At 64.3% G+C, this 23,745-nt stretch carries 20 protein-coding genes and 1 pseudogene; 7 read left to right on the top strand and 14 right to left on the bottom strand.

Annotation, left to right across the window (positions count from 1 at the left end; genetic code table 11):
* Positions 1–56: 56 nt before the first annotated feature.
* From LOY42_RS11030 to LOY42_RS11010, 5 genes are all read right to left on the bottom strand, one after another.
* Entirely contained in the window at positions 57–1,031 is a 975-nt protein-coding gene (locus LOY42_RS11030; protein ID WP_139670482.1) for a biotin-dependent carboxyltransferase family protein, read from the bottom strand.
* Positions 1,028–1,900 carry an allophanate hydrolase subunit 1 gene (locus tag LOY42_RS11025; RefSeq protein WP_139670480.1) on the bottom strand — a complete coding sequence of 291 codons (873 nt, stop codon included), beginning with the start codon at positions 1,898–1,900 and terminating at the stop codon, positions 1,028–1,030. The genes LOY42_RS11030 and LOY42_RS11025 overlap by 4 nt, the downstream gene beginning before the upstream one ends.
* The gene (locus LOY42_RS11020) at positions 1,897–3,270 is read right to left on the bottom strand and encodes an acetyl-CoA carboxylase biotin carboxylase subunit (RefSeq protein WP_139670478.1); all 1,374 of its coding nucleotides are present in this window, start codon (positions 3,268–3,270) and stop codon (positions 1,897–1,899) included. Before LOY42_RS11020 ends, LOY42_RS11025 begins: the two co-directional genes overlap by 4 nt.
* Before the next feature lie 10 nt (positions 3,271–3,280).
* Entirely contained in the window at positions 3,281–3,526 is a 246-nt protein-coding gene (locus tag LOY42_RS11015; RefSeq protein ID WP_046855294.1) for an acetyl-CoA carboxylase, read from the bottom strand.
* A 94-nt stretch (positions 3,527–3,620) separates the two neighbouring features.
* Positions 3,621–4,379 (bottom strand): 5-oxoprolinase subunit PxpA, encoded by a 759-nt coding sequence (locus LOY42_RS11010; RefSeq protein WP_139670476.1) that lies wholly within the window; start codon positions 4,377–4,379, stop codon positions 3,621–3,623.
* A gap of 125 nt (positions 4,380–4,504) precedes the next feature.
* On the opposite strand from LOY42_RS11010, the pseudogene LOY42_RS11005 reads away from it, so the two are divergent.
* Positions 4,505–5,423: pseudogene (locus tag LOY42_RS11005) on the top strand (LysR family transcriptional regulator).
* A 189-nt stretch (positions 5,424–5,612) separates the two neighbouring features.
* Here LOY42_RS11005 and LOY42_RS11000 read toward each other — a convergent pair.
* Entirely contained in the window at positions 5,613–6,155 is a 543-nt protein-coding gene (locus tag LOY42_RS11000; protein ID WP_139670474.1) for an AAA family ATPase, read from the bottom strand.
* Positions 6,156–6,403: 248 nt separating this feature from the next.
* Complete coding sequence (locus LOY42_RS10995; RefSeq protein ID WP_258600603.1) at positions 6,404–7,468, bottom strand: SDR family oxidoreductase; 1,065 nt, start codon at positions 7,466–7,468, stop codon at positions 6,404–6,406.
* A 73-nt stretch (positions 7,469–7,541) separates the two neighbouring features.
* Between LOY42_RS10995 and LOY42_RS10990 the strand changes: the two genes are divergently transcribed.
* The 5 genes from LOY42_RS10990 to LOY42_RS10970 all read left to right on the top strand — a co-directional run bounded on the left by LOY42_RS10990 (position 7,542) and on the right by LOY42_RS10970 (position 14,163).
* Positions 7,542–7,946 (top strand): MerR family transcriptional regulator, encoded by a 405-nt coding sequence (locus LOY42_RS10990; RefSeq protein WP_139670471.1) that lies wholly within the window; start codon positions 7,542–7,544, stop codon positions 7,944–7,946.
* Positions 7,947–8,127: 181 nt separating this feature from the next.
* Entirely contained in the window at positions 8,128–8,883 is a 756-nt protein-coding gene (locus LOY42_RS10985; RefSeq protein WP_139670469.1) for a DUF4239 domain-containing protein, read from the top strand.
* Between the two features lie 320 nt (positions 8,884–9,203).
* Positions 9,204–10,610, top strand: a complete 1,407-nt coding sequence (gene ccoG / locus LOY42_RS10980; RefSeq protein ID WP_139670467.1) for a cytochrome c oxidase accessory protein CcoG — start codon at positions 9,204–9,206, stop codon at positions 10,608–10,610.
* Positions 10,611–10,649: 39 nt separating this feature from the next.
* Entirely contained in the window at positions 10,650–12,059 is a 1,410-nt protein-coding gene (gene mapR / locus LOY42_RS10975) for a GntR family transcriptional regulator MpaR (RefSeq protein ID WP_110699617.1), read from the top strand.
* Positions 12,060–12,120: 61 nt separating this feature from the next.
* Positions 12,121–14,163, top strand: coding sequence for a PAS domain-containing protein (locus LOY42_RS10970; RefSeq protein ID WP_139670465.1), 2,043 nt, complete (start codon positions 12,121–12,123; stop codon positions 14,161–14,163).
* Between the two features lie 6 nt (positions 14,164–14,169).
* On the opposite strand, the gene LOY42_RS10965 is transcribed toward LOY42_RS10970, so the two are convergent.
* From LOY42_RS10965 to LOY42_RS10940, 6 genes are all read right to left on the bottom strand, one after another.
* Positions 14,170–14,916 (bottom strand): SDR family oxidoreductase, encoded by a 747-nt coding sequence (locus LOY42_RS10965; RefSeq protein WP_102682406.1) that lies wholly within the window; start codon positions 14,914–14,916, stop codon positions 14,170–14,172.
* A 114-nt stretch (positions 14,917–15,030) separates the two neighbouring features.
* Positions 15,031–16,566 (bottom strand): DHA2 family efflux MFS transporter permease subunit, encoded by a 1,536-nt coding sequence (locus tag LOY42_RS10960; RefSeq protein ID WP_102682405.1) that lies wholly within the window; start codon positions 16,564–16,566, stop codon positions 15,031–15,033.
* Complete coding sequence (locus tag LOY42_RS10955; RefSeq protein WP_102682404.1) at positions 16,563–17,756, bottom strand: HlyD family efflux transporter periplasmic adaptor subunit; 1,194 nt, start codon at positions 17,754–17,756, stop codon at positions 16,563–16,565. The genes LOY42_RS10960 and LOY42_RS10955 overlap by 4 nt, the downstream gene beginning before the upstream one ends.
* 30 nt (positions 17,757–17,786) lie before the next feature.
* Entirely contained in the window at positions 17,787–18,260 is a 474-nt protein-coding gene (locus tag LOY42_RS10950) for a MarR family winged helix-turn-helix transcriptional regulator (protein WP_038706300.1), read from the bottom strand.
* Between the two features lie 306 nt (positions 18,261–18,566).
* Positions 18,567–19,706, bottom strand: coding sequence for a glycerate kinase (locus tag LOY42_RS10945; protein WP_139670463.1), 1,140 nt, complete (start codon positions 19,704–19,706; stop codon positions 18,567–18,569).
* A 111-nt stretch (positions 19,707–19,817) separates the two neighbouring features.
* Entirely contained in the window at positions 19,818–20,915 is a 1,098-nt protein-coding gene (locus LOY42_RS10940; protein WP_139670461.1) for a sugar diacid recognition domain-containing protein, read from the bottom strand.
* Between the two features lie 297 nt (positions 20,916–21,212).
* Between LOY42_RS10940 and LOY42_RS10935 the strand changes: the two genes are divergently transcribed.
* Positions 21,213–22,541, top strand: coding sequence for an MFS transporter (locus LOY42_RS10935; protein ID WP_258600600.1), 1,329 nt, complete (start codon positions 21,213–21,215; stop codon positions 22,539–22,541).
* An 84-nt stretch (positions 22,542–22,625) separates the two neighbouring features.
* Here LOY42_RS10935 and LOY42_RS10930 read toward each other — a convergent pair whose 3' ends face one another.
* A complete protein-coding gene (locus LOY42_RS10930; protein WP_258600598.1) occupies positions 22,626–23,735 on the bottom strand; it encodes a P1 family peptidase in 1,110 nt (369 codons plus the stop codon).
* Positions 23,736–23,745: the final 10 nt, after the last annotated feature.

The raw sequence follows: 23,745 nt of genomic DNA, 5'->3' as shown, positions 1-23,745 counted from the left end.
CGAGGGGCGGCGTTGGCTTGCCTTTTTGGCTTTACCCGCGCAGTGCGGCGGGCAGATCAGCAAGGGAACAGCTTGCTCAAACAGCTGAGTTTTTTCTTGTAGGAACGTCGGGCTTGCAGCGCCTCTTCCAGCGTCACCGCGACGAAGCGGGCCTTCTGGTTGGGTTGCATCTGGCCGACCAGATCGAGGTCGGCGCTGATCACCGTGCCGATCATCGCGTAGCCGCCACCGGACACTGCATCGCGGTGCAGAATGATGGGCTCGAGCCCTGCCGGCACCTGAATAGAGCCGATCGGGTAGCAGCTGTCGACGATGTTCGAAGGATCGGAGCCGGCGCCGAACGGCTGCTCGCGAGGCTGGAAGCTCAGCGGGCTGCCACCCTTGAAGCGATAGCCGATGCGATCTGCCTCCGAGCCGACGGTCCAGGCTTCGGCGAAAAAGCTGTCCGCCGCCGCCAGGGTCAAGCGATCGTAGTACAGCCCCGGCACCACCCGCAGGGTGACCTCCCCTCCCAGCGACTGTCGCAACGCCATGGGCAGACTCGCCCCGACACGCCCCTTGCCGCTGGCGGCGCCTATCGGCAGTTCATCGCCAATCACCAGCCTGCGCCCCTGAAAACCACCCAGCGCCCCCAGCGCGTAGGTGGAACGACTGCCGAGCACCACCGGTACATCGATACCGCCGGCCACCGCCAGATAAGCCCGCGCGCCAGCCTTGGGAAAATCGAAACGCAGCACTTGTCCGGCCTTCACTTCGAAGGCGGTGTCCAAGTGCATGTCCACGCCATCGACTTTCGGCGTCATCTGCGCACCACAGACCGCCACCAGGGCATCCTGCTGAAACTCCAGCTCCGGCCCCAGTAACGTGCACTCCAGCGCCGCCGAATTGGCCGGGTTGCCCACCAACTGGTTGGCCGCGCTCAGGGCGTACTGGTCCAGTGCCCCGGAAGGCGGGATACCCAGATGGTAGTAGCCCTCGCGGCCGAGGTCCTGCACTGAGGTGGCCAGACCGGGTTTGAGTACCTTGATCATGCCAGCACCTCCTGCAGCGACTTGGGATAGCCGATCGGGTCGGCGAGGAACGCATCGAGCGAGAACGCCACTGGACGGATGCGCAGGTCGAAGCGCCCGGCTTCGACCTCGGCCACGGCGTGGTCATAGGCATCGCGATCCATCGACTTGAACTGCACGATGTCGCCGGGACGGAAGAACACCATGTGTTCCTTCAGGTACCCCAGGTTCTGCTGCGGGTCATAGATCGGTGCCGGAGTGACGCCAAACATCTGGTAGCCACCGGCGCCACGCACCGAGTAGATGCAACCGAAGCAGCCGCCATGGCCCAGGGTCAATTTCGGCGTGTCGGTACGCGGTCGCAGGTACTTGGGCACCTGCAACTGGCGTTCGCGCTCGACCATCTGGAACATGAACGGCAGGCCCGCCACGAAGCCCACCATCGAAACGAACCACGGCGCGCCACTGTGGGCGGCGATGAACGCCTCGACGTCGGCCAAGCCGTTGATGCGCGCGGCGTACTCCAGGTCCGTGGCGTTCGGGTCCTGGTGGCGGTCGCGAAAGCGCATCAGGGTTTCGTGGGTCCACGGATCGTTGTAGAGCACCGGGATTTCGATGATCCGGGTGTGCAGGGTGCGCTCGGCCACGGCCTCGGCTTCGGCGCCCTTCACCGCTTCGAGCAGATCGGCCGGGGCGATGCGGTCCGGGTCGAAACGGATCTGGAACGAGGCGTTGGCCAGGCACACGTCGAGCACGCCATCGAGGGCCAAGCGCTCCACCGCACGGGTGACGGCCATGCCCTTGAAGAAGGCTTCAAGGGACATGCTGTCGCTGACTTCGGCAAACAGATGCTCGTCGGCGCCAAAGCTGTAGCGAATCGGACTGCTCATGCTGCACCTCCGCTGCGGCGCTCGGCCAGCCAGGTTTCCAAAGTGCCGGTGTGGAAATCGGCGGTGTGCAGCCAGGGTTGCTCCAGCAACTCGCCGTGCAGAGACAAGGTGCTGGCCATGCCCGTGAGCGTGGTCTGCTCCACGGCCAGTCGCGCGCGGGCCAGGGCCTCGGCGCGATCGCTGCCATGGACGATCAGCTTGGCCAGCAGCGAGTCATAGTATGGCGGTACCCGGTAGCCTTCATACAGATGGCTGTCGACGCGCACGCCCTCGCCTTCCGGCCAGTTCAGCGCTTGCACAAGACCCGGGCTTGGGAAGAAATCCCGCGCCGGGTCTTCGGCGTTCAGGCGCATTTGCAGGGCCGCGCCGTTGAGCCGGATATCGCTTTGCTTGAGGCCCAGCGGTTCGCCGCCGGCGATGCGCAACATGGCCTGAACCAGGTCGATGCCGGTGATCAGCTCGCTGACCGGGTGTTCCACCTGGATCCGCGTGTTCATCTCGATGAAGAAAAACTCTCCGGTGGCGTCGTCGTACAGATACTCAAGGGTGCCCGCGCCCTGATAGCCCAGGGCCTCGGTCAGGCGCACGGCACTCGCGCAAAGGGTCTCGCGCTGCTGCGCATCGAGGACCGGCGACGGCGCTTCTTCGAAGATCTTCTGGCGACGGCGTTGCAGCGAACACTCGCGTTCGAACAGGTGCACCGCATGCTTGCCATCGCCCAGCACCTGCACTTCGATATGCCGGGCCTTGCCGATGAAGCGCTCCAGATACACCGCGCCGTTGCCGAAGGCGGCCTGGGCTTCGCGCTGGGAACGGGGGAATTCTTCGCTCAGTTGCTGCGGGTTTTCCGCAAGGCGAATCCCACGCCCGCCGCCACCGGCCGAGGCCTTGATCAGCAGCGGGAAGCCGACGGATTCGGCGGCTTTGAGCGCCGACTCCACATCGAACAGTTCATCCGGGGAGCCGGGCACCACCGGCACACCCGCCGCTTGCGCAGTGCGCCGGGCTTCGGCCTTGTCGCCCATGCGCCGGATGGTCTCGGGGCTTGGGCCGACGAAAATCGCCCCGGCGGCTTGCACCGCTTCGGCAAATTCGGCGTTCTCCGAGAGAAAGCCGTAGCCTGGGTGCACCGCGTTGGCGCCGGTGGCCTTCAGGGCACCGAGCAGCGCTTCGACATTGAGGTAGCTTTTGTCGGCGCGGGCCGGGCCGAGGATGTGCACTTCGTCGGCCATGCGTGCGGCCTGGGAATCGACGTCTGCTTCGCTGCACGCCGCCACAGTGGGAATACCCAGCGCTTGCGCGGCGCGGATGATCCGCACGGCAATCTCGCCGCGGTTGGCGATCAGCAATTTACGAATGCCTTGGGTCATGGTTTTGCCCTCACGCATCTTCGAGTGTGGCGATGACCTGACCCGGCTCCACCGGATCACCGTCTTCGACCAGAAACGCGTCCAGACGCCCTGCCGTACCCGCGGTCAGTTCGGAAAACTGCTTCATGACCTCGATCAGGCCGATCACCGTGTCGGCGCTGACCTGGGCACCCGCCTCGACGTAGTTCGGCGAGTCCGGGGTAGCTTTGCGGTAGAAAGTCCCCGGCAACGGGGTGATGACTGTGTGCTGCGCCATGTCTGTTCCTCTTGGAATAGTTGTAGAAAGGCAGGCAAAAAATCTGTGTGTCGAGTAAGCCCTGGCGTCTGCGTGCCAGGTGTCTTCGGGTGCGTTATCGCGGTGCGCGCACCTGGATCCCCGCGCCATCGAGCGCATTACGGGTAGCCTCGACCAGCGCCAGGGCACCGGGTGTATCGCTGTGCAAGCAAATGGAGTCGAATTCGATCGCCAGGTCTTCACCCTCCACCGTGCGCACCACGCCTTCCTGGCAGGCACGCAGTACCCGCGCAGCTACTTGCGCAGGGTCGTAGGCACGCACACTGCGGGTGAAGACAATTGAGCCGCTGAGGTCGTATTCGCGGTCGGCGTAGAACTCGCGGATCACCGGTTGGCCCAGCTCCGTGGCGATACGCCAGATCGCCGAGTCGGGCATGCAATACAGCAGCAGCTCGGGCTCCAGGCGCTGCAGGTTTTCCACCAGCAAACGCGCCGTTTCTTCGTCCCGGGCCAAGTGCATGTACAGCGCGCCATGGGGTTTGATGTGTTGCAGGGCCACGCCTTGAACCCGGGCGAGTTCACGCAGGGCGCCCAGCTGATAGAGCATGTCGTCCACCAGCTCCTGGGCCGGTGCATTGATGTGACGGCGGCCGAAACCGACCAGGTCGCGAAAGCCCGGATGGGCACCGACGGCCACGCCCAGGCGCTTGGCCTGCTCGACGGTGCGACGCATGGTGCCGGGATCGCCGGCATGGAAACCGGTGGCGATGTTGGCCGAGCTGATGAAGCCCATCAGTTCGTTGTCGACTCCATCGCCGATAGTCCACGGACCGAAGCCTTCGCCCATGTCCGAATTGAAATCTACTGCCTGCATGACACTTGCTCCTGACCCTTGTGACTTCATGCAGAGCACGTTAAATTCCAGCCACCCCCTTGGGAAGATCTATTATCAGAGGGGATATCTTCTGAAAATCAGATGCCTCATCAAGCGGAGTGTTCATGTCACTGACCCTGCGCCAGGTTCGCTATTTCGTCGCCACGGCCGAGATCGGGCAAATCTCCCAAGCTGCGATTCATTTGAATATTTCCCAGTCGGCGGTGACCACAGCGATCAAGGAGCTGGAGGGCATGCTCGGCACGCTGCTGTTCCAGCGCTCGGCCCAGGGCATGAGCCTGACCGATGCCGGACGGCACTTTCTCAATCGGGCCTACGTGATCTTGCGCAGCGTCGACGACGCCCTTAACAGCCCGCTGCCGGACGTTCGCGCCACCGGCCTGTTGCGGGTAGCGGCCAGTTACACTGGTGATCGGCTACTTCCTGCCGCACCATCTGCAACGCCTGGAACACTGGCACCCGGACGTGGCCATCGAAGTGCACGAACGGGAGCGCCAGGCCATCGAGCAAGGCCTGCTGGAAGGCGAATTCGACATGGCGGTGGTGCTGACCTCGAACCTGACCCACCCGGACATCGTCTCGAAAACTTTGTTCAATTCCGAGCGCCGGCTGTGGCTGCCCAGCCATCACCCGCTGTGCGAACACTCGGCCGTGAGCCTTGCCGACGTCACACAGGAGCCCTTCATCCTGCTTACCGTCGACGAAGCCGAACAAAGCGCCATGCGCTACTGGGAACATGCCCGACAGCAGCCCAACGTGCGAATCCGCACCAGCTCTGTGGAAGCGGTGCGCAGCATGGTGGCCAACGGCAGCGGCGTGGCGATCCTCTCCGACCTGGTACACCGTCCGTGGTCGCTGGAGGGTAAACGCATCGAAACCGTGACCATCACCGACAAGGTCACCCCCATGAGCGTCGGCCTGGCCTGGCATCGCGAGCGGGAATTCAGCCCGGCGATGCACGCGTTCCACAATTACTTCCACGACGCATTCCTGGCGCCGCAACAACTGTCCGCGCGGCGCTGAAAGCAAATCGGTTTCAATCCAGAATCAATGGCCGCAAAACCACTTTGCCCACCTCGTACCGCTGCGGCCATTCAGGGTTGTAGATCGTGATTTTGCTGGTCAGCGCCATGCATGGGCCATCCTTGGGCAGGTTAAAACGTTGTAATACGCCTCAAAGGCATCTGCCGCCAAGCAAACGAGAACGGGCCTCTAATGACCTCGCGCCACCTGATCAGGCAATGTTCCCAGGCTCGCGAGAAAAACTTCGGTATCTCGATTGGACCGCAGGCAGACCACGCGACAACCCGACGGTGCCCTTGTCACGAGTTGCTTCATCTTCTCCCTGGCCGAGTTTTTCGTCCGCCACATGAACCTGAAGAACTCCGGCAGGTTGGCCAGCAGTTCCGGGCAGTCGTCCGGCAAGTCAGGCCGTGAACGACCGCGGTTGAGCGTCGTTCTGCAGAACACGCGCCAGAAGCGAAGCGCCGCCGACCGATCGATCCATATCAACATATCTGCGCGGGCCAGGCGGTTGCTCCAGGTGGTCGAATGCCCGCCTTCGAAGATCCAGCGCTCACGGGCCTCGACCTCACGGCAAAGACGCGTCTTCTCGTCAGGGCTTCGCTCAACCCACCCTGGCTGCCAGTGAATCGTGTCGATATGCACGACCGGCAAGCCTGTCTGCTCGCCAAGCTTGCGCGCCAAGGTACTTTTCCCAGACCCAGGCTGGCCAACGATCATCACCCGTTGCATTGAAGTTCCCTCTCGCCATGCCTGCTGATTTTTGGGGGCGCGATTGTACGGCAATGGCTGGTTCGGTCAACTGCAAGCGCACTCGTGCTTTCAGCGGCCGCAAAGATTAGCGAAAGCTGCTGGGGTATGACTGAACAGGGCATTCAGATCATGGAGCGTCACGAAGCGCGCCTGAACATTTTCTCGTCAAAGTCCAACGGTCCAGCCTCCCATCTTATACATGCCACACCTTGTCTGAGGTGGTTGCTTCAATGGGGCAAGTAATCTTTGACGTAGCGCACTGTCTTTTCCAAAGCTCGCGCCATGTCGGGATGTGTCAACCGATACTTCAGTTCCAATTGCCTGCTATGGCTCATATCAAAGCGTTGCGTCTGAATAAAATTCAATGACTCGGCGCTGATCGCGAATCGGGCCGCCAGTCCGGGAATTGTCAAAAGCCATCTCAGCAACCCTATCGCTACATGGCGGCGGGGTGCCTTGATCTTCAGCGTTCTCGCTATCTGCCCTAGCAGCCCCTGCAAGTTCGGTGTGTGCTCATAGAGTGCCAGGACCTGCTGGTTGGCCATCGAGGGGTCGAACGCCGCGCAAGTCATCATTGTCACCAGGTAATCGACGCTGACTAATGGCAACCAGTGCCTGGTGGAACCGGGAACAGCTTTGAACCGGCCTTGTGCCAGGTTTCGAATGAGTTCGGCCAAAGGTTGTCCTTCCAGAATGTGCCCACTCTCGCTGTGGCCACACACCGTAGCAGGATGAACGATTGTGTAATCCGCGCCCGCTTCCTGCATGTAACGGATGACCGCAAAATGGGACTCGAGCTTGCTGCCTTCGTAGCCACCTGCACGGCCGTAGACCGCGGGCCAGTTCGTGTTTTCAGGGCACTCATTGTCAACCCCGATACTGGCAAGGTGGCTAAGGTTTTGCAGCATGAAGCCACCCACCATCAGCAAGCGGATGCGCTGGCTCGCCGCAAGCCTGGCGACTCTCAGCGCCCCTTGCACATTGACTTCGCGGGCGCGCTCCATTGTCAGCCCCCAGGAAAATTGCGCCGCGAGGTGGAAGACCACAGAGGCCGAAGACACGCGCTGCTCGTCTGCCTCGCTGAGCCCAAGCCCCTCTCTGCTGATATCGCCCTCAACGGCATGGATACAGGCAGGGTTACCGCCCAGTCGGCCTACCTGCTCCCTGAGGCGCTCGATGTTTGCAGGGGTGCGCATAAGCACCCAGGTCTTGTGCCCTGTCGCGGTAAGATGGGCCAGTAAATGTTGACCTACAAACCCACTGCCGCCTGTGACGAAACATTCCACGCTCATGCCTGAATCCTTGTTTGGATGATGGGCCCAGGCTAAGGTGTAGAGCCTGCTCTACAGTCAAGGAATTTTTACTGTGAACATTGGAGAGTTGGAGCGCCGCAGTGGCATTGGCCGCCATGCATTGCGCTATTACGAACAACTCGGGCTTATCGTGGCCCATCGACAGGCCAACAACTATCGCAGCTACAGCGATCAGACCGTTGTTGATCTGGCCTTCATTCAGAGTGCCCAGGGCGTGGGCTTTTCACTCGCCGAGATTGGCGACATTCTTGCTGCCAGGCGGGGTAATACGATCAATTGCGCGCAAGGCGCGGCCTTGGTCGCCAGCAAGATGGCCGAAATTCAGACGAAAATCACCACCTTGCAAGCCACGTATGTTTTTCTGGAAGCAGAGCGTGTGAAGCTTGAAGCCAGTGCCATTGCCCTCGGACAGACCATTCCTCACCTTCCTGTACTTGGGCGTGCCGCAACGCAATAGTTCCCGGCTCAACCGTTCAGCGTGGCCCAGCACCCTGGTGGGCCTGCTGGCCGATTACTGCCGATGCAGAATGGCTGCCTGGGTCGGAAGCGGCCATCCACGGCCAGCAGCTTTCCAATCATAGCGGTCGGTCACGGTCTATCTTTTAAGGCTTGACTCAGATTGATCAGGTCCCTGATGCATGAACGCTCTCTGGATCGCACTGGCCATTTTTGGGTGCTTGGTTGCCGCCTCGCTGCTCATGATGCTGTGGTACCCAAAGCTGGCATCCCGCCACAGGGATGAAGACACAAATACAGTAATTCGCCTGGTAGCTAACATTTTTGTGGTTATGACATCACTGGTCTTTGGCTTGATGATCAATTCTGCCAAAAATACCTTCGAGTCCATTGATGCAAACTTCCATGGGTATGCAACCAGCATGATCATTTTTGATCGGACACTGCGGGGCTATGGCGATTCGGCCCAGGAGACTCGCAACCGACTGATCATCTATCTTGAGCACGCTATCGCGACGCCATACCGGGGGGACGAGGCGCTGCAACATCGTAACAGCGAAGCAGCTAAATACTTGGATGACATAGGAAAATCTTTGGCCGTTATTAAGCCGCCGGACCGTTACCATGAAACGATGCTGCAGGATATTCGTCAGCAATATCATTCGCTCATCGAGCAACGCTGGAGGATCGTCGAGCAGTCAGAGGGGGCAATTCCCGGCCCGCTTATCGGGATGCTTGCTGCTTGGTTGACGCTCATTTTCGCCAGTTTTGGATACCGCGCGCCCCATAATTCGATGGTAATAGCGATGTTCATCATTTCTTCATTGCTTATTTCGGCTTCCGTGTACCTCGTATTGGACATGGACGTGCCATTTCACGGCCCTATCCAGATATCCGACGAGCCTCTGCGCAGGGCGCTCGCCGTAATGCAGCTTTAACGGAGCGGGGGCGCTTGCGTTCTGGGTGGTGACCTCGTGGCGGCATAGCTTTTCGCGAGCCTGTCGAAGCGCGATACGATCCGGCGATTCTCTTTCAGCCAGCCCGGCGATGGGACGCAAAGCGGCCAATACCACTAAACAAAGGTGCGGTGGATAGCCGCAGGCATCTGCAATCCAGTACGCCAAGCACCGAAATACAAGGCCTCAACAAACTCACCTCTCATCTGATATGGTTTTTATCTCAATACCTGGGCCTGTGCTGAAAACAGATCGAGGGCCATAGTGCCCTGGCCTGATCGAGGCCTGATGAGCGACGAACCATGAGCGACAGAATCCCCTTCCGAGTCATCGAGATTGCCCCCACCACCCACAAGAGCAAAAGCCAGGTGGCCGGTGGCATTCATACACGCAGTTTCACCGGCTTCTACCGCAACCTACGGATCGCCTTCGCCGGGTTGCTGTTCGTGCTGTTCTTCGGCACCGCCTGGTTGCAATGGGGCGACCGCCAGGCCGTGCTCTGGGACCTGGCCGACAGCAAGTTCCATATCTTCGGCGCGACCTTCTGGCCGCAGGACTTCATCCTGCTGTCGGCGCTGCTGATCATCTGCGCCTTCGGCCTGTTCGCCATCACCGTGTTCGCCGGGCGCGTGTGGTGCGGCTACAGCTGCCCGCAAAGCACCTGGACCTGGCTGTTCATGTGGTGCGAGAAGATCGCCGAGGGCGACCGCAACCAGCGCATCAAGCTGGCCGCCGCGCCGTGGGGCGCGGAGAAGATCGCCCGTCGCGGCCTCAAGCATGGCCTGTGGCTGGCCATCGGCGTGCTCACCGGGCTGACCTTCGTCGGCTACTTCACGCCGATCCGCCCGCTGGCTGCCGAACTGTTCACCTTCGAGCTGGGTGGGGTAGCCTTGTTCTGGGTGCTGTTCTTCACCGCCGCCACCTATCTCAATGCCGGCTGGCTGCGCGAAGCGGTGTGCATGCACATGTGCCCCTATGCACGGTTCCAGAGCGTGATGTTCGACAAGGACACCCTGGCAGTGGCCTACGACCCCAGCCGCGGTGAAGCCCGTGGCCCGCGCAAGAAAGGCAGCGACGCGCGCAGCCAGGGCCTGGGCGACTGCATCGACTGCACCCTGTGTGTGCAGGTGTGCCCCACCGGCATCGATATCCGCGAAGGCCTGCAAATGGCCTGCATCGGCTGCGCCGCCTGCATCGACGCCTGCGATGGGGTGATGGACAAGATGGGCTATGCGCGCGGCCTGATCGGCTACAAGTCCGAACACAACCTGCAAGGCGGCAAGACCCACTGGCTGCGCCCTCGCCTGCTCGGCTACGCCGCCGCGCTGACGGTGATGATCGGCGCCCTGGTGGTCGCCCTGCAGATGCGCCCGATGGTATCGATGGACGTGATCAAGGACCGTGGCCTGTTCCGCGAGAACGCCTTGGGCCAGATCGAGAACATCTACCTGCTCAAGATCATCAACAAGACCCAGGAACCCCAGCACTATCGTCTGCGCCTGGTTGACGCCGACGGCTTCGAGCTGCACGGCCGCACCGAATTCACCCTGGCCTCCGGCGAGATGAGCGAACTGCCGGTGTCGGTGGCGATGCTTGCCGATCGCCCGACCAGCAGTTCCCAGGAACTGACCTTCGAGATCCAGGACAGCGACCAGCCGGGGATCCGCAGCACTGCGCACAGCCGTTTCGTCGCGCCGATGAATCGCTGACCCCTTACACTGACACTCACCTTGCCTGCCAAAAACACAATGAAACGCTACGAACGATTCGCCGACGACATTGCCGAACTGATCCGCTCCGGGGTGCTCGGCCCCGGCCAGCGGGTGCCCTCGGTGCGCTACGCCAGCCAGACCCACGGGGTCAGCCCGTCCACCGTGTTCCAGGCCTACTACCTGCTGGAGCGCCGCGGCCTGATCCGCGCGCGGCCGCGCTCTGGCTACTTCGTCAACGCCCACGCGCCGCGGCCGTTCTGCGAGCCGCAACCCCAGGCGCCGGCCAGCGAGTCCACCGATGTGGATGTGAGCGGCCTGGTGTTCTCGATCCTCGACTCGATCAAGGACCCGCACACCGTGCCGTTCGGCTCGGCCTTCCCCAGCCCGAGCCTGTTCCCGCTGCAGCGCCTGTCCCGTTCGCTGGCCAGCGCCAGCCGGGCCATGGACCCACGCATGGTGGTCACCGACCTGTCGCCGGGCAACCCGCAACTGCGTCGGCAGATCGCCCTGCGCTACATGGTCGGCGGGCTGATGCTGCCGATGGAAGAGCTGCTGATCACCAACGGCGCGCTGGAAGCCTTGAACCTGTGCCTGCAGGCCGTGACCCAGCCCGGTGACCTGGTGGCCATCGAGGCACCGGCCTTCTATGCCTGCCTGCAGGTGCTCGAGCGCCTCAAGCTCAAGGCGGTGGAAATCCCGGTGCACCCGCGCGAGGGCATGGACCTCGGCGTGCTGGCCCAGACCCTGGACAAGCACCCGGTCAAGGCCGTGTGGTGCATGACCAACTTCCAGAACCCGGTGGGCGCGAGCATGCCGGAGGCCAAGAAGCAGGAACTGGTCGAGCTGCTGCGCCGCCACCAGGTGCCGCTGATCGAGGATGACGTCTACGCCGAGCTGTACTACTCGCAGCAGGCGCCGAAGCCGGCCAAGGCCTTCGACACCGAAGGGCTGGTGATGCATTGCGGCTCGTTCGCCAAGAGCCTGGCCCCAGGCTATCGCATTGGCTGGGTCGCCGCTGGGCGCTTCGCGCAGAAGATCGAGCGGCTCAAGCTGATGACCTCGCTGTGCGCCTCGATGCCGGCCCAGGCGGCGATCGCCGATTACCTGCAGCACGGCGGCTACGATCGCCACCTGCGCAAGCTGCGCTACGCGCTGGAGGGCCAGCAGGCCAACATGCTCGCCGCCATCGCCCGCCACTTCCCGGCGCAGACCCGGGTCAGCCAGCCTTCCGGCGGCTACTTCCTGTGGCTGGAACTGCCCGAACAGATGGACGCGCTGAAGCTGTTCCACATGGCGTTGGCCCAGGGCATCAGCATCGCCCCTGGGCCGATCTTCTCGCCGACCCGGCGCTTCGGCAACTGCATCCGCCTGAACTATGGCAGCCCTTGGGGCGATGGCGCGGAGCAGGCCATGGAGACCCTCGGGCGGATCGTGCGTTCGTTCTAGCCGCCGATGGGCATGCAGGATACAGTTGGTTCACGCCCAACGCCGGACTCCGGACACCTGCATGCCCGAACGTGAAATCCAGGCATTGCGCCAGCGCAATGCCGAACTCGAAAGCCAGCTCGCCCAACGCAAGGACATCGACAACAGCCTTTATCGCTTCTTGTTCGACACCATGGACGAGGGCTTCTGCGTCATCGAGTTCTTCGACGGTCCCCATGGGCCGCTCAGCGACTACATCCATGTCGTCGCCAACGCCGCCTACGCCCGCCATGCCGGCATACCCAATGTAGTCGGACAGAAGCTGCGGGAGATGGTGCCCGACGAGGCCGACGACTGGGTGGCCCGCTACGGCCAGGTATTGCGCACTGGCCAACCATTGCAGTTCGAACAGGAACTGGTGGCCACCGGCAGGATCCTGGCGGTAACCACCTTCCGTATCGAGCCCGCCGAGCGCAATCAGGTGGCGGTGCTGTTCCAGGACGTTACCGAGCGACGTCGGGCGGAAACCGCACTGCAACAGCTCAACGACCATCTCGAACAACGCGTGGCTGACGCCCTGGCCGAACGCAGCCTGTTCGCCGAACTGGTCGAGCACAGCGTGGCGCGCGTCCAGGTGGTGGACACCTCGCTACGTTTTCTTGCTGTGAATACCCGTGCGGTCAAGGATTTCCAGTTTCTTTTCGGGCGCACGCTGAAGGCAGGTGATCGCCTGGCCGATTGCCTGGACGGTTTCCCCGATGAGTACCAGCGCTCGGTGGCGCTCTGGCACCGGGCGCTGGCGGGCGAAAGCTTCATCGAAGTGATCGAATATGGGCGCGGCAACTACCGGCGACATTTCGAACTGCGCTTCAACCCCCTGCGCAACGCCGACGGCGGTGTTGTCGGCGCCTACCTGTTCGTCTACGACATCAGCCGTCAGGCCAACGAGCAGAAGCGCCTGCTCGAGGCCGAGGAGGCCTTGCGTCAGGCGCAGAAGATGGAAGCCGTCGGCCAGCTTACCGGCGGGATCGCCCATGACTTCAACAACTTGCTCGGTGGCATACTCGGCGCCCAGGAGCTGATGCGCCAACGCCTGGGCCAGGCACGCCACGAAGAGATCCCTGCCTTGCTCGATACCGCCAGCGATTCGGCACGACGGGCTGCGGCACTGGTGCATCGCCTGCTGGCGTTCTCGCGACGCCAGACCTTGTTGCCACGGGCTACCGCAGTTGGCGCGCTGGTCCTCGACATGGAGGATCTGATCCGCCGTAGCGTGGGACCGGCCATTGATCTCAGTGTCGCTTGCGCACCGCAGCTCTGGCCGACCTTCATCGATCCCCCGCAACTGGAAAGCGCCCTGCTCAATCTGTGCATCAATGCCCGCGACGCCTTGCCCAATGGAGGACGAATCGAGATCAGCTGCGAGAACCGGCATCTGGACGAAACGAGCGCCGCAGCGCTCGACCTCCCGGCAGGCGACTACCTGCAACTCAATGTCGAGGACAATGGTCGCGGCATGACGCCGGAGGTGATCGAACGGGCAATCGACCCGTTCTTCACCACCAAGCCGCTCGGCCAAGGGACCGGGCTGGGGCTATCGATGGCTTTCGGCTTCGTACGCCAGTCCGGCGGCCAGTTGCGGATCCGCTCGACCGTGGGCGAAGGTACGCGGGTCGAACTCTACCTGCCACACCACCATGAGGCGCCTGCGCCACCGCAGGCGCTGCCGCAGGCCACACCGCTTGCGCACCTCGGGCAGGCACGCATCCTGCTGGTCGAGGACCAGGCTGCCCTGCGCCTGGTGATCGGTGAGCTGCTGGAGGAACTCGGGCATGAAGTGCATGGCGCAGGCGACGGTGCCGCGGCGCTGACTATGCTCGAAGGGGGGCTGGTTCCACAATTGTTGATCAGCGATATCGGCTTGCCTGGCAGCCTCAATGGTCGCCAGGTCGCTGAGGCGAGCCGTGCCTTGCATCCGACGTTGCCGGTGCTGTTCATCACCGGTTATGACGAAAGCGCGGCGCTCGCCGATGGGCAACTGCCCCCACGTACGCAGGTACTGCGCAAACCGTTCGAACTGACGGCCATTACCGACGCGGTGGCCCATTTGTTGAGCGCCGGATGACCCCGGTCAGCGCCCGCCGCCCAGGTCAATGAAACTGCCGGTCGAATAGGAGGCCTTGTCCGACAGCAGCCACATGATTGCCTCGGCCACTTCCTCAGGCTTGCCGCCACGCCCCATCGGCAGGCCGGGCTCGAGCTTGCCGACCCGGTCCGGATCGCCACTCAGGGCATGGAAGCCGGTGTGAATGTACCCCGGGCGCACGCCGTTGACCCGTACCCCCTCGCCCGCCACCTCCTTGGCCAGGCCGAGAGTGAAGGTATCCAGCGCGCCCTTGGACGCGGCGTAGTCGACATATTCGTTGGGCGAGCCCAGGCGCGCGGCCACCGACGACACATTGACGATCGCCCCGCCCTGCCCGCCATGCCGTCGGGCCATGCGCAGCAAGGCATGCTTGGCGCACAGCATCGGCCCGACCACATTGGTCTTCATCACCTTGAGCAGGCGAAACTCCGACATTTCCTCGACCCGGCTCTGCTGGCCGATGGTCCCGGCGTTGTTGACCAGCGCGGTGACCGGCCCGAGCTCCTGGTCGACGAAGTGGAACAGCCGTACCACTTCATCCTCGACGCTGGCGTCGGCGCGCACCGCGATGGCGTCCGCGCCCAGCGCGCGGACCTGCGCCAGCATCGCCTCGGCGGCCTGGTCATCGGCGTGGTAGTTGATGCAGATGCGGTAACCCTGTTGCGCCGCCAGCAACGCGGTAGCGGCGCCGATGCCCCGGCTGGCGCCGGTGATGACGATGACCTTGTCCATGAGCCTGCCAAGTAGTCCGGAAAAGACCTACAAGATTAGGGGAAATGCCATCATTTGAAAACCTGCGGCCCCACCGCAAAAGGGGGCTTGTCGGGCCGCCCCCGCAGGTTGCTCTCAATGCCCCGCCGACGCCGGCGCGGCCTTGGCCGTGAACGGTGGCTTGGCCAGCCACACCAGCAGGATCAACCCGGCGAATACCCAGGTCAGCAAGGTGAAGTAGTCCACCGTCGACATCATGTACGCCTGGCTGTTGAGGATCTGCTCCAGCTTCGCGTAGTTCTGCGGGCTGGCACCGCCCAGTTGTTCCAGGGTCTGGCGGGTGGCCGGCTCGAAGGTGCTGATGTGCTCGCTGAGGTAGGCATGATGCTGGTCGGCCCGGCGTATCCAGATCCAGGTGGTCAGCGACGCGGCGAAGCTGCCGCCCAGGGTGCGCAGGAACGTCGCCAGCCCCGAACCGTCGGCGATCTGGTGCGGTGGCAGGTCCGACAGCAGGATGCTCAGGGTCGGCATGAAGAACAACGCCACGCCGATGCCCATGAACAGCTGCACCAGGGCGATGTGCAGGAAGTCCACCTCGTTGGTGAAGCCGGCGCGCATGTAGCAGCTGGCGCCGATCGCCAGGAAGGCGATGCCGGCCAGCAGGCGCAGGTCGAAACGGTGCGCGTACTTGCCCACGAACGGAGACATCAGCACCGGCAACAGGCCAATCGGCGCCACCGCCAGGCCCGCCCAGGTGGCGGTGTAGCCCATCTGGGTCTGCAGCCATTGCGGCAGGATCAAATTGATGCCGAAGAACCCCGCGTAGCCGCCCACCAGCACCAGGGTGCCAATACGGAAGTTGCGGTGCACGAACAGGCGCAGGTTGACCACCGGGTGGCGGTCGGTCAGCTCCCAGATGACGAACACCGCCAGGAACACCACCGAGATCAGCGTGCCGATGACGATGAACGACGACTCGAACCAGTCCAGGTCGTTGCCCTTGTCCAGCACCACCTGCAAGGCGCCGACACCGACGATCAGGGTCAGCAGGCCGATGTAGTCCATCGGCTGGCGGCTGGTGACCACCGGGCGCGTGCGCATCTGCTGGCGCACCACGGCGGCGGCGAACAGGCCGATCGGCACGTTGATGAAGAAGATCCACGGCCAGCTATAGCTGTCGGTGATCCAGCCGCCAAGGATCGGCCCGGCAATCGGCGCGACCACCGTGACCATCGCTAGCAACGCCAGGGCCATCCCCCGTTTCGCCGGCGGATACACGGCAATCAGCAGAGTCTGGGTCATCGGGTACAGCGGGCCGGCCACCACCCCCTGCAGCACCCGGAAGAACACCAGCTCGGGCATCGACTGGGCGATACCGCACAGGAACGACGCCAGCACGAACAGCAGCGTGGCCCAGATGAACAGCTTCACTTCGCCGAAACGCCGGCTCAGCCAGCCGGTCAGCGGCAGCGCGATGGCGTTGCTCACCGCGAACGAGGTGATCACCCAGGTGCCCTGCTCCGAGCTCACCCCGAGGTTGCCGGAAATGGTCGGCAACGCCACGTTGGCGATGGTAGTGTCGAGCACCTGCATGAACGTCGCCAGGGACAGCCCGATCGTGGTCAACAGCAGGCTCGGCGGGGTGAACTGCGCGGGGGCCGCCTGGCTCATCGCTGGGCCGTCTTGCCGGTGGCGCTGTTTTCGTGGATCAGCCGGGCGATCAGGTCATCGGCCTCGACCAGCTGGCGGTCGTACACCTCGGTGGTGTAGCTGGCCTGCTGCGGCGGTTGCTGGGCCAGTGCCGGGCCACTCTGGTCGTGCAGGTCGACTTCGGCGACGGTGGACAGGCCGATGCGCAGCGGATGGGTCTTCAGCTGTTCAGGGTCCAGATGGATGCGTACCGGTACCCGCTGGACGATCTTGATCCAGTTACCGGTGGCATTTTGCGCCGGCAACAGTGCAAAGGCGCTGCCGGTACCGGCGCCGAGGCTGTCGACGGTGCCGGAGTAGGTCACTTCGCTGCCGTACAGGTCGGCGGTGATTTCCACCGGCTGGCCGATGCGCATGTCGCGCAGTTGGGTTTCCTTGAAGTTGGCGTCGACCCACACCTCGTCCAGCGGGATCACCGCCATGGTCGCGGTGCCCGGCTGCAGGCGCTGGCCCAGTTGTACGGTGCGCTTGGCGACATAGCCGGTGACCGGCGCCACCAGCGTGGTGCGGGCATGGTCCAGGTAGGCCTGGCGCAGGTCGGCGGCGGCGGCCATCACTTCCGGGTGCGACGAGACCACCGTGTCGTCGACCAGCGCGGTGCTGGTGTTGAGTTGCTGGCGGGCACTGTTGACGGCGGCCTGGGCCACGGTCAGGTCATCACGGGAGTGGGCGACTTCCTCGGCGGCGATGGCACCGCTGTCGGCCAGCACCTTGCGCCGGTTGTAGTCCTGCTGGGCCTTCTGCAGCTCGGCCTGGCGGGTCTGCAACTGCGCCTTGAGCGAGTCGACATTGCTGTACAGCCCGCGCACCTGGCGCACGGTACGCGCCAGCTTGGCCTCGGCAGCCTGCAGGGCAACCTCGCTGTCGGCCGGGTCGAAGCGCAGCAATACCTGGCCGGCATGCACCAGGTCGCCATCGTCGGCGCCGATGCTGGTGACGGTGCCGGTCACCAGCGGGGTGATTTCCACGACGTTGCCATTGACGTAGGCATCGTCGGTGCTTTCGTGCCAGCGCCCGACCAGGCTGTACCAGGCCCAGGTGCCGGCCCCGGCGAGGATCAGGATCAGCAACAGGGCGAGCAGCCAGGCCTTGCGCTTGCCCGAGTTGTCAGGCGCGGGTGCCGGGGTGGAGGTGTCAGCGGGAGTGGCCATGACAATACCTTGGAAAATGCGTGACTGGGATCAACGGTCGCCGAAACGGCGGATCGTCAGGGGGTCGCCGGCGCTGAGCAGGACTTTGGCGAGCAGTTGCTCAAGGGTCTTGAGCTCCTCGGGCTGCAGCACGCCGACCAGTTCGTTCATTGCCGCCGCGCCGACCTGGGGCAGGCGGTCGGCCAGGCGCTGACCGTCGGCGGTGAGGGCCAGGCGCACCTGGCGGCGGTCGTCGGGGCAGCGGTTGCGCAGGATCAAGCCCTTCTGCTCGAGGCGGTCGAGCATGCGGGTCATCGAACCGCTGTCCAAACCGAGGTAGCGGCACAGTTCGGCCGGGGTATCGACCTGGTACTGGGTGACGATGATCAGCACCTTGAACTGGGCGGCCGTGACGCCGTCGGCTTCGAGGTGCCAGTCGAGGATGCGGTCCTTGAGCAGCGCGGCGCGGCCGAGCAGCATGCCGATGGCGCAGGTCTGGAAGTTTTCCGGGGTGAAATGGGACATCGGCGGTCTGCTCGGGCAATTGTGTGAAAATATTACTGCTTAGGCAGTGAATGTCAAAGCTTTGATTAGGAGGCTAAATAAATATTTATCGGGAGGGGCTGAAAGCGTCAGCGCTTTGCTGCGTGAGGACAGGCAAGGAGCGCCGCCTGAGGCGGCGCATCGAGATGGGTGGCACCTGCTTGGCGGGCAAGCACCGTCCCTGTGGGAGCTGGCTTGCCAGCGATGAGGCCCTTGCAAGCAACCCAAGACAGCTGCGCCTACAGGGACCGGATCACCCTCATGGAGCCTGGTTGTCTTGTGACGTCGTCAGTGCTGGCGCGCCACCTGCCACAACCGCGCCACATCCGCGGCCCGCGCCTTGAGCAACGCCCCCGCCTCGGCACAAGCCTGCTCCAGGCTCATCGGCCCGCTGGCCAGGGCGAAGGCCGCATCGATGCCCTGCCCATACAGTTGCTCGTAGCCCGCACCGAGCGTGCCCGCCAGCACCACCACCGGCACGCCGTGGCGCTTGGCCACCCGCGCCACCCCGAGGGGCGTCTTGCCGCGCAGGGTCTGGGCATCGAAACGCCCTTCGCCGGTAATCACCAGATCCGCGCCCTGCACCAGGGCATCGAGCCCGGCCAGCTCGGCGACCACCTCGACCCCTGGGCGGAACTGCGCGCCCATGAATGCCTTGGCCGCAAAGCCCATGCCTCCGGCCGCGCCACTGCCTGGCTCATCACGCACATCCTTGCCGAGCACGTCCGCGCAATGATCGGCGAACCGCGCCAGGGCCTGGTCCAGGGCCTGCACCTGCTCGGGGTTGGCACCCTTCTGCGGGCCGAAGATCGCCGAGGCGCCATTGGCGCCGCACAGCGGATTGTCGACATCGGCGGCAACATCCACCTGCACCCGCGCCAAACGTGGGTCCAGGCCGCTGGCGTCGATGCGCGCCAGCTGCGCCAGGGCAAGGCCACCCTCGGCCAACGGCTCGCCCCGGGCATCCAGCAGGCGCAGGCCCAACGCACGCAGCATGCCGCTGCCGCCGTCATTGGTGGCGCTGCCGCCGATGGCCAGGACAATCCGCGAGGCGCCAGCCGCCAGCGCCGCGGCGATCAGCTCGCCGGTGCCCCAGGTGCTGCTGCGGCAAGCGTCGCGCTGTCCGTTGGGCACCAGCTGGATGCCACTGGCCTGGGCCATCTCGATCACCGCCGTGCGGCTCTCGGCCAGCCAGCCCCAGGCGGCCTCGACAGGCTCGCCCAGCGGGCCGCGCACCACCTGGCGGAGCAGCTCGCCCTGACTGGCGGCGACGATCGCCTCCATGGTGCCTTCACCGCCATCGGCCATCGGGCATTCGATGCGCTCGCAAGCCGGCCACACTTCGGCCAGCCCGCTGGCGATGGCGCGGGCGACACCGGCGGCGTCGAGGCTGTCCTTGAACGAATCGGGGGCGATGACGATTTTCATGGGGATTCTCCTGTCCTGTTCCGCGCATGCTGACAGGTGCGCGGTGCACTGGCCTCGGTCGGATGCACAAAACCCAGGGGCGGTTGTTTGGGCGAATGCCTTTGCCAGCCGTCAGTCCGCCGGCAACAGCTGCAACCCCAGGTACAAGCTCAGCATCCCCTCCATGCGCAACGGATCCACCTCCCCCACCTCGGCAATGCGCTCCAGCCGGTAGCGCAAACTGTTGCGGTGGATACCCAGCGCCTCGGCGCAGGCCTGGCTCTGCCCCTCATGGGCGCACCAGGCGCGCAAGGTGAGCAGCAATTGCCCGCTGGCATCCTTGGCGCGAATGCGCTGCAAGGGTTCGAGCAGCTCGTCCAGCGCATCGTCGTTGCGATGCCGCCACAGCAGCGCTGGCAGGCGATAGCGGGCCAGGCTCAGCAGGCGCTCGTCGGGCAGCACCTCACGACCGTAGGCCAACAAGTCGCGCACCCGCCGGTAACTGCGGCGCAGTTGCTCCAGGCTCTGCGCCGGGCTGCCCAGGGCCAGGCGCTCGACGTCCCAGCCGTGGCGCTGCAAGCGTTCGAGCAGACGCGGCTCGTCCAGCGGCACACCGGCCGGCCGGCACCACAGCAGCGACTGGCGCGCAGGGCTGACACACCAGCTGTCCGGGTAGCGGCTCATCAGCCAGGCCGAGAGCGCCTCGGCAGGCGGGCCGCCACGCAACTCGAACAGGCAGGCAATGCGTGGCAGGTTCGGTTTGAGCCCCAGTTGCCGGGCTTCATCGACCAGCCGCGGCGAGTCGCCGCTGCCGCCCAGCAACAGCGCCAGCAGGTCGTCGCAGCGCTGGCGACGCCACTGTTGCTCCACCTGTAGGTGACGCTGGGCCAGGAGCATCTCGGCGGTCATGCGCACCAGCTCGCCGTAGGTGCGAAGTTGCTGAGGATCGCCGGTGAGGCCGAGCACGCCGATCAGCCGGCCATCGAGCATCAATGGCAGGTTGACGCCAGGCTGCACGCCCTTGAGGCACTTGGCCGCCTCCACGTCCAGCTCGACGATGCGCCCATTGGCCAGCACCAGCTGCGCGCCTTCGTGGCGGGTGTTGATGCGCTCGGCCTCGCCACTGCCCAGGATCAGCCCCTGGCTGTCCATCACGTTGACGTTGCACGGCAGGATGGCCATCGCCCGGTCGACGATGTCCTGGGCCAGGTCGTGGTCCAGCTCGAACATTTAAGAATCCTCAGGCTCTGTACGAAATGTGTCTGCGCGAAGGCCAGACAAGGCGAAACGGGGGGGAGGAAGCGCAGTGTACTGGAGTACATGAGCATTCCGAGCCCCGTTTCAACGCAGTATGGGCGAGTGCAGATACCTTTCGTGCGGGGCCTGGGCTTTGGTCGGGGGCACAGCAGCCCATGCCTGAAGCTGTGCAAAAGCACAAAGACAGCCGCGCTACACTGCCCGAGACTTTTCCAGGCGAGCGCCGGCACAGGCGACGCGGTGACAACCATAACAACAGAGAACCCGATCATGGCACACAGCCCCGCCCCTGACCAAGGCAACGAGATCACCCGCAACGCGCTCTACCGGCGCATCACCCTGCGGCTGATCCCGTTCATTTTCATCTGCTACCTGTTCAACTACCTCGACCGCGTCAACGTCGGCTTCGCCAAGCTGCAGATGCTCGACGCACTGAAATTCAGCGAAACCGTGTACGGCCTCGGCGCCGGCATCTTCTTCATCGGCTACGTGCTCTGCGGCCTGCCCAGCAACCTGGCGCTCAACCGCTTCGGGCCGCGGCGCTGGATCGCGCTGATGATGATCGCCTGGGGCAGCCTGTCCACCTGCCTGCTGTTCGTCACCACCCCCACCGAGTTCTACACCCTGCGCCTGTTGACCGGCGCCGCCGAGGCGGGCTTCTTCCCGGGCGTGGTGCTGTACCTCTCGCGCTGGTTCCCGGCGGACCGGCGCGGCCGCATCATGGCCCTGTTCATGTCGGCGATCCCGGTGTCCGGGCTGCTGGGCGGTCCGTTCTCCGGCTGGATCCTCGACCACTTCGCCGCGGGCCAGCACGGCCTGGCCGGCTGGCAGTGGATGTTCCTGATCCAGGGCTTGCCCACCGTCGTGCTGGGCGCGCTGGCCATCGTGCTGCTCAGCGACGGCTACCAGAGCGCCCGCTGGCTGAGCCCGGCCGAACGCCAGCTGATCGAGGCGGACCTGAAAGCCGACGCCGCCGGCAAGCCGGCCACCCGCGGCGACAGCGTGATGTCGGTGCTGGGCAACCCGCTGATCTGGACCTTCGGTTTCGTCTACTTCTGCATCCAGAGCGGTGTCTATGCCATCAACTTCTGGCTACCGTCGATCATCAAGAACATGGGCTTCGACAGCCCCCTGCTGATCGGCTGGCTCAGCGCCATCCCATACCTGCTGGCCGGTGTGTTCATGATTGTCGTCGGCCGCTCGGCGGACCTGCGCAACGAACGCCGCTGGCACCTCGTGGTACCGATGCTGATGGGGGCGCTGGGTCTGTTGATCGCGGTGAACTTCGCCGCCCACCCGACCATCGCCATCCTCGGCCTGTCCATCGCCACCATGGGCGCGCTGACCGGCCTGCCGATGTTCTGGCCGATGCCGACCGCGCTGCTCACCGCCGGCACCGCCGTGGCGGGCCTGGCGATCATCAACTCGGTGGGACAGATGGCCGGCTTCCTCAGCCCCTACCTGGTGGGCTTCATCAAGGACCAGACCGGCTCGACCGATGCGGCGCTGTATGCGCTGGCCGGGTTGATCGTGGTCGGTAGCCTGGTGGCCTTGCGCGTTTCGCGAGGTGGTAGCGCTGCGTTGGCAGACGCCCGCTAGAGTTGACCGTATCGCGGGGCAAGCCCGCTCCCCCAAAGCCAGTCCACTTTGTGGGAGCGGGCTTGCCCCGCGATGGCCACCACGCTAGTCGCGAGGTTTCCAACCGGCTTCATGCAATGCCGTCAGCAAGGTATCCCCGTCCAGCGCCGGCACCACCACGCCTCCCTTGCCCTGCATCGTGCGTCCCGCCAGCAAGGCATTGACGATCGCCTCCTCCACCGCTTCCGCCGCCGCCATGAACAACGCCGAAATATGGTCGTTGTTGAGCATGCGCAACTCGGTGCATTGTTCCAGCCCCTTGCGTGCATAGTCCGCCGGCGGCAGATTTTGGTTACCGGTGGAGAACGCCAGGAAGATATCGCCGCTGGAGTCCTCGGTGCCGCCACCAGTACGGGCGATGCCGATCGACGCGCGCTGGGCCAGACGCTGGCACTGATGTGGCAGCAGCGGCGCGTCGGTGGCAATCACCACCACGATCGAGCCCATCCCCGGGGTGCCGGTCACAGGTTCGGCGAAAGGCGACGGCAAATGCCCCAGCTGACGCCCCACCGGGTAGCCATCCACCCGCAACTCGCGCCGCTGGCCATGGTTGGCCTGGACCAGGGCGCCTACGGTCCAGGCGCCCTGCCCGTCCTCCAGGCGCCGCGAGGCGGTGCCGATGCCGCCCTTGAACTCGTGGCAGATCATCCCCGTGCCACCGCCCACCGGCCCTTCCTGCACCGGCCCCGAGATGGCCGCTTCCTGTGCCTGGCGTACCTGCGCCGGGGTCACGTGCTGGCCCCAGATGTCATTGAGCAGGCCATCGTAGGTTTCCATCACCACCGGCATGCACCAGTACACTGAGGCATCCGGCAGACGTTCGCGTTCGGCGGCGATCAGCGCATCGCGCACCACGCCGACGCTGTGGGTATTGGTGATGGCGATCGGCGTGGTCAGCAAACCGGCCTCGCGGATCCACTCCAGGCCCGTGGCGTCGCCGTTGCCGTTGAGCACGTGGCAGCCGGCGAAACAGGGTTGCTGACGGGCCGCGCCTGCGCGGGGCTCGATCAGCGTCACCCCGGTGCGGATCGGCGCCGGGCGTTGTTCGTCGATCAGGGTGCTGTGGCCGACCCGCACCCCTGGTACGTCGGTGATGGCATTGAACGGGCCCGGGGTGCCGTGGCCGAGGGTGATGCCCAGTTGACGCGCACGCATGTGTACTCCT

It is taken from the genome of Pseudomonas sp. B21-023, from assembly GCF_024749165.1.
In the GTDB taxonomy this organism is placed as follows: Bacteria; Pseudomonadota; Gammaproteobacteria; order Pseudomonadales; family Pseudomonadaceae; genus Aquipseudomonas.
Note: the sequence above shows the minus strand (reverse complement) of the source record. Positions and strands in the feature narration are given on the sequence as shown.